The 1875-nt window shown below is 74.3% G+C and carries 1 protein-coding gene; it reads left to right on the top strand.

The window, feature by feature from the left end; translation table 11 throughout:
• On the top strand, window positions 1-1632 hold a 1632-nt coding region (locus tag H5J33_RS33500), incomplete at its 5' end, for a glycosyl hydrolase family 65 protein (protein ID WP_181798451.1).
• Window positions 1633-1875 lie beyond the last annotated feature (243 nt).

Raw genomic sequence — 1875 nt, 5'->3', positions numbered from 1 at the left:
GTGGACAAGACCGTCGCCCTGCACACCTCCCGCGACCCGGCCATCAGCGACCCGCTGTGCGCGGCCCTCGACCGGACCGCCGGCGCGCCCCCGTTCGAGACGCTGCTGGAGGCCCACCGCACCGCCTGGCAGCAGCTGTGGCGGCGCACCGCGCTCGACGTGCCCGGCGAGGCGGGCGGCATCCTGCGCCTGCACCTGTTCCACGTGCTGCAGACCCTCTCCCCGCACACCGCCGACCTGGACGTGGGCGTGCCCGCCCGGGGACTGCACGGCGAGGCCTACCGGGGCCATGTCTTCTGGGACGAACTCTTCGTCCTGCCCTACCTGAACCTGCACCTGCCCGAGGTCTCCCGGGCCCTGCTGCGCTACCGCCACCGCCGGCTGGACGCCGCCCGCCACGCCGCCGCCGCGCTCGGCCGGCGCGGCGCGCTCTACCCCTGGCAGAGCGGCAGCGACGGCCGCGAGGAGACCCAGCAACTGCACCTCAACCCGCGCTCCGGCCGCTGGCTGCCGGACCACTCCCGGCTCCAGCACCACGTCGGCTCCGCCGTCGCGTACAACATCTGGCAGTACTGCGAGGCGACCGGCGACACGGACTTCCGGCACGGCGAGGGCGCCGAGATGCTGCTCCAGATCGCCCGCTTCTGGGCGGACTTCGCCGTCTGGGACGACCACCTCGGCCGCTACCGCATCCGGGGCGTGGTCGGCCCCGACGAGTACCACGACGCCTACCCCGGCGCCGCCCGCCCCGGCCTGGACGACAACGCCTACACCAACGTCACCGCCGCCTGGGTGCTGGGCCGGGCCCTGGAACTGCTGGCCGGCCTGCCCGAACCCCGCCGCCGCGAACTGACCGAGTACTCCGGCCTCGCCGAGGACGAGCCCGTCCGCTGGGAACAGGTCTCCCGCCGGCTGCACATCCCCTTCCACGACGGGGTGATCAGCCAGTTCGACGGCTACGCCGACCTGGCCGAACTGGACTGGGACGGCTACCGCAAGCGGTACGACGACATCCGGCGCCTGGACCGGATCCTGGAGGCCGAGGGCGACACCGTCAACCGCTACAAGGCGTCCAAGCAGGCCGACGTCCTGATGCTCGGCTATCTCTTCTCGCCCGGCGAACTGCGCGGCCTCTTCCAGCGCCTGGGGCACCCGCTGGACGAGCGCACCTGGACCGCGACCGTCGACCACTACCTGCACCGCACCAGCCACGGCTCCACCCTCAGCGGGCTGGTCCACGGCTGGATCCTGGCCCGCGCCCGCCGCGCCGACGCCTGGCGGTTCGTACAGGAGGCGCTGCGCGGCGACATCGCCGACCTCCAGGACGGCACCACCGGCGAGGGCGTCCACCTCGGCGCGATGGCCGGCACCCTCGACCTCGTCCAGCGCGGACTGACCGGCCTGGAGACCCGCGACGGCCTGTGCCTCGACCCCGTCCCGCTGCCCGAGCTGTCCTCCTACGGCTTCTCCCTGCGCTACCGCGGCCACTGGGGCGTACGGCTGCGGCTGCGCAGCGGCCTGCTGGAGATCGCCGTACCGGCCTCCGACCGCTCGCCCATCGACGTCCGGCTGCGCGACCGGGTGGTGCCGGTCGGTCCCGGGGGGACGGCCCGGCTGGTCCTGCCGGACTGAGCCGCTCCGGGCGCGTCCGGCTCGACATTCCCGGACGGAGCAGTAGATTTCCAGCCACCGTTTCGACAGGCCGCCCGGCAGCGGGGGGCACAGGACGAGCCAGACGGGGGCACAGGATGAGCCAGCACCACGGGGCCGTGCTCCGCGGCTTCCGCACGGGTGACGGACCGGGCGTGGTGGAGGCGTGGCGCCGCAGCGCGCCGGCCGACCCGCTCACCCCCGGCCGGTTCCGCGCCCTGGTCC

Source organism: Streptomyces sp. WELS2, assembly GCF_013870595.1.
Lineage (GTDB): Bacteria > Actinomycetota > Actinomycetes > Streptomycetales > Streptomycetaceae > Streptomyces.
The sequence above is the reverse complement of the archived record's forward strand: the minus strand, read 5'-3'. Positions and strand labels throughout refer to the sequence as shown.